The sequence below is a fragment of the Methylophaga sp. UBA5088 genome, assembly GCF_002414625.1.
In the GTDB taxonomy this organism is placed as follows: Bacteria; Pseudomonadota; Gammaproteobacteria; order Nitrosococcales; family Methylophagaceae; genus Methylophaga; species Methylophaga marina.
Window position 1 is genome coordinate 10,075 of record NZ_DIAC01000010.1, and the last position, 5,034, is coordinate 15,108.

At 42.3% G+C, this 5,034-nt stretch carries 5 protein-coding genes; 1 reads left to right on the top strand and 4 read right to left on the bottom strand.

All coding sequences use genetic code 11. From position 1 onward, the window contains the following. From B4K20_RS00720 to B4K20_RS00735, 4 genes are all read right to left on the bottom strand, one after another. The coding region (locus tag B4K20_RS00720; RefSeq protein WP_289281500.1) for an AsmA family protein at positions 1-410 on the bottom strand (410 nt) is incomplete at its 3' end. A 65-nt stretch (positions 411-475) separates the two neighbouring features. Beyond that, the gene (locus B4K20_RS00725; RefSeq protein ID WP_289281501.1) at positions 476-2,413 is read right to left on the bottom strand and encodes a hypothetical protein; all 1,938 of its coding nucleotides are present in this window, start codon (positions 2,411-2,413) and stop codon (positions 476-478) included. A 2-nt stretch (positions 2,414-2,415) separates the two neighbouring features. After that, positions 2,416-3,696: an HlyC/CorC family transporter gene (locus tag B4K20_RS00730; RefSeq protein WP_286305440.1), complete on the bottom strand. Its 1,281-nt coding sequence runs from the start codon at positions 3,694-3,696 to the stop codon at positions 2,416-2,418. Positions 3,697-3,702: 6 nt separating this feature from the next. Further along, entirely contained in the window at positions 3,703-4,500 is a 798-nt protein-coding gene (locus tag B4K20_RS00735) for a cytochrome C assembly family protein (protein WP_286305439.1), read from the bottom strand. Positions 4,501-4,656: 156 nt separating this feature from the next. Here B4K20_RS00735 and B4K20_RS00740 point away from each other — a divergent pair. Then, positions 4,657-5,034, top strand: a 378-nt coding sequence (locus B4K20_RS00740; RefSeq protein ID WP_289281502.1) for a signal recognition particle receptor subunit alpha, incomplete at its 3' end; no start/stop codon positions are given.

The window sequence follows — 5,034 nt, forward strand, 5'->3', positions numbered from 1 at the left end:
GCTTCTTCTGTGGCATCAGGCTTAACCAGATCATCCCAGTTGGTTTTACCACTTTTATCTGTTTCAAGATTAAGCACAAGACCATCGAGGATGATGGTATCCATTTCTAACTGCTTTTTTAGTAGCGGAATAAGCTTGATACGAATTTCTGCGGCCTGAACTTTAGCAAATGTATCTGCTTTAAAACCCTCTGCATTGCTTAGTGACAGCGGACCTAGATCTAGGGCAATCCAGGGAAACACCGATAAACCAATATCACCCTGTAGAGTCAAATTTCGTCCAGTGACTTTTTCAACTTCACGTGAAATTTCATCTTTATAGTCGTTAGGATCGATGAAAAATGGCAGAGCAATAAGGCCTGCTATAACAATAACGATTAAAAAGACGACAATTTTTATAAAGGTACGCATATTGGTATTCCGTTTTTGAGTTTTTATCTCGACATGTCCGTCCATGATATGCGATCGACACGCATTTATGAACCAAGATTGAGGCTGTAGTTGAAAATTTCATAATCCAAACTGCTGTCTATAAGCCCATTAGCAATAATTGAATTAGATAGATTTTGCCCTTCGAGCCGTATTTTTCTTTTGGGTGAGAATAAGCCTTTGTCTGTCAAAATGATGTGTGAGCGAGAATCAAATTCTGTCTCCAGTAACAAACCAGGATGTGCTTCCTCATCATTCTCGGGGTGGCATTTTACAGGAACTGGTCGTCCCTCTATTTGTTCAAGCCCAATCTGGACGTCATTATGGATATCAATTTGTAACCATTTGATGACAGCCAGCATAAGAAGGCTGTTTTTTTCGAAAATACCCACAAAATCACCGATATTTAGGTGATAACAGCCTTTATTCGCGCGTTTTGCCATCAACCCTGTCTGGCTCTTATTAATTAATTGCCACTCCAGCGCATTGACGACATTACCTTGAAGGCTTTGATGAACTGACTCTAGACCTAAACTGATATGTATGGGCTTGGATGACTGTTCTCTGATACGTTCAAAACGTCGCTCATAAGTTGTGTTGAGTTGAGGAATAATATGTTTGACCAGTCTCAATTCCGACGACATGACCGTCTGTGTACGATGACTTTTTGCATCGCGTAACGTTGATTCAATGGCTCTTAATACGGCTTGTGTGTCCAGACGCCGACTTGTTGGGGCATGTCTTATTGGTATGTCTGTTTTATGAAGTGGTTGTGGACAGATATCCTGCTTAGCATCAATGCAGAAGTGCCCCAGTAGTAAGAAGCGACTATTCACCTTACTTTGCTGTTCAGACATGCTGTCGATCACAATCTTATCGGTGAATTGCGCCATAAGTCTGTACAAGCGCAGCACATCAAACCTCATCTGACTATAAGGATCGGTCAATGCAGTCAGAACAATCTGGCCATAAATTTCGAAAAAACTACGACTTTGATAATAAGGTTTAACGGAGACGTCCTGATGTAAAGTTTGTGCTTGTTCTTGATAGATAAACATTTCGTGCAGCTGTTTCCAGGCGCCAGTTGGGGCTAGCCGGTAGTACTGAAAGTTATGAAGTAACTGCAAGCTAAGCATCTCAGCCGTTCTGTTCAGTGCCAACAACATGATTGGATTAGCAAGTGGCGTTTTCCCACGTTGGTAATGAACCTGAATGATTTGTTGATAGGCTATGGACAGCAAACTGATGAGCTCGTTTATCAGGCTTATCGTACGAAGACTTTCCGTGTTGATATATAAATCACGCTTTACTGCGGCGATATCACGGGTGAACAATAGTTCGTTGACCTGAGCCCGATACATTTCTAATAGCTGCAGTAAGAGGCCTGGTTTGATTTTCTGATGAAGAAGCGCTTTCAGGTTGCTTAATAAAGAAGGGACTCGTTGATAAAAATCATGGGGTAGTTGGTTGATCCATATCAGTAGTAATGCTGGATCTTTTATTGCTGAAGCCGTACTTGTTTCATGCGTAATGACTTGCAAGTTCAATGCAGGAAGGTGGGGCGCGGGTCTTTTTTGAATACGAATGAAGTCTGTAATTTTGCTGAGCCAGCTTTTTTTATCGGTTTGAATTGGTTGTAAATTAGTCTCATCCGCTAACTGCAAATGCTGCTTTGACAATTGTTCTGCTGCCAGGTTTAGTGTTTCAGCAAACTGGGTTTTATGCAGCGGTTTTTTGAGAATGATATCAATGGCATCGTTATGCTCAGACTGGTGGGTCAACAGTGCGGCCAGGGTGGAGGAATGATTTTTCCACGCTTTGAGCCCTGCAGCTGAGTCAAAACTATAAATTTCTAAATCAGCATCATGTTTTTCTGTAATAGTCCACTGACAAGTGAGTAAGGGCGATGCGATACGTAACATCGACTTTAAGGCACGACTTTCACTTTCGCTCAGACCAGATAATTTTATATATCTGAGCGACAAGTTTATTCTTCCTGTTCCAGTTCAGACTGTAAATGTCTGATACGCACTGTTTTAATGGCGTTATCTGATGTCTGAATGACCTCAATAACGTATTCTCCCATTCGAACGCTGACGCCAGGATCAGGGATACTTTCCAGATACTCAAGCACGAGACCGTTGATGGTTTTAGGGCCATCTGTTGGTAAGTCCCAGCTATTATTTCGATTTATTTCGCGAATGTTGGCCGTACCGTTGATAAGATAACTGCCATCATTTTGTGGATGAATATCTTTGTCTTCGTCAATGGTATCAGCGGTGAACTCACCTACGATTTCCCGGAAAATATCTTCCAGTGTTATCAGGCCTAATAGATCGCCATATTCATCCACAACCAGCCCTGTTCTACGGCGATTTCTTTGGAAGTTGATGAGTTGTGTATTTAAAGGCGTGCCTTCTGGAACAAAGTAAGCACCTTTAATGATACTGCGGAGACTGTCCAGAGTGAGATTATTCTGTGAGATGAGATGTAAGGCTTTGCGTAGGTGAAGAATACCCACAATATTATCCATACTGTCTTCATAAACAGGTAAACGGGTATGACCACAATGAGAGAGTTGTTGCACAATCTCAGGAAAAGGGGCATTGATATCCAAACCTTCGATTTCATTTCTTGGCACCATGACGTCATTCACCGTCACTTTTTCCAGATCAAGGATGCTCATCAGCATGTCTTTGTGACGTGTTGGAATCATGCTACCCGCTTCCATTAGTGCGACCCGCAGCTCTTCAGTATTAATCGCTGAAGTAGCCGCTTGTTCTGGTGACACACCAAACAGTCTGACCATATTATTGGTAATACCATTTGTGAACCAGACAAGTGGGTATAACAAGAATAGTAGAGGTTTCAATACAAAGCTGGCTGGAAAAGCGACTTTTTCAGGGTGTAAGGCTGCCAGTGTTTTTGGTGTGACCTCCGCGAAAAGCAACACAATAAGTGTGAGTGCAAACGTGGCGGCAACGATACCGTTTTCTCCAAGCAGTTTTATGCCAATGACTGTCGCGATAGCTGAAGCGAGGATATTGACGAAATTATTGCCAAGTAGAATGAGGCCGATCAGTCTGTCGGGGCGATTTAATAGCTGACTGGCAATCACCGCGCCACGGTGACCTTCTTGTTCTAAATGTCTCAGACGATAACGGTTGAGTGACATTAACGCTGTTTCTGAGCTTGAGAAAAATGCCGACAGAAACAATAAAAAAAATAGGATAAGGAATAGAACCAATATAGAGGTTTCTTCTAGCATAAACCGTTAGCTCATCAAGTATTCAAGAACGAATTTACTGCCCATATAAGCAAGTAACAAAAAAATAAATCCAGCAAGTGTCCATTTCACTGCTGTTTGTCCGCGCCAGCCATATCGCCATCTTCCCCAAAGCAGACTGGCAAATACACACCAGGCAATGATAGACAGGACGGTCTTGTGCACAAGATGCTGAGCAAAGAGATCATCAACAAACATCAGGCCAGTAATCAAGCCCAGCGTCAATAGTACAAAGCCACTGCTCAAGAGTTGAAAGAGGGCCCGTTCCATCGTTTGTAGGGGCGGTAGTTTTCGGATTAACCCATTCAAGTGACGTTGATGAAGTTGTTTTTCCTGGACCGCTAGGATGATGGCTTGTATGGCAGCGAGCATAAAAAAACTATAAGCGGCAAGCGATAATAGTATATGCCATTCCAATGCGGGTTGAGAGATAGATGGAGGCTCAGGAGAGGGGAGCTCCACCTTTAGCATCAAGCTCAAGGCCACCAGAGGATAGACAATAATGCCTGGATGCGTATTAGGTAAACGAAAACCGATAATCAACGCGATAAATGCCATCAGCCAAGTGGTCAGTGAAAATGTTGTAAACAGACCCAGTTCCCAACCTCCAGCATTTCTCATGGTAAAAAAGATATCTGTGCCATGAAAAAGTAATGCCATGATGATCAAAATCCCAACGGGGATACTGGCATTGACTGACGTTGGATCCTTTTGTACAAAACGTCTGATAAGAATAACGCTACTGCTTAAATAAAGTAGAAATGCTAATGCATTCGCTATTGCCATAATTATGTGTGATCCTTGAACCTAATTTTTTTACCCTATTACTTCAATAATATAACGATGTAACAATGACCGAAACAATATATCAGTTATAATGGTGTATTGAATTAACTAATCCTAAAATTCTTATTAGGACATCATCAGCTAACAAGGTGATCTATGTTTGATAGCTTAAGCGATAGACTCGGCAGTACACTCAAAAAAATTCGTGGTCAGGGACGTATCACTGAAGAAAATGTCAAAGAAACACTTCGTGAAGTACGTATGGCATTACTTGAGGCTGATGTCGCTCTACCCGTGGTGCGCGAGTTCATTGAAAATGTCAAAGAACGCGCGATGGGGCAAGATGTTCTCCGTAGTTTAACGCCAGGTCAGGCTTTAGTAAAAATCGTTAATGATGAACTCGTCGCTGTCATGGGCGATGGCTCTTCATCACTGAATCTTAATACCCAGCCACCCGCTGTAATCTTAATGGCTGGCCTACAAGGTGCAGGTAAAACAACCAGTGTGGCGAAGTTAGCTAGATGGCTAAAAGAG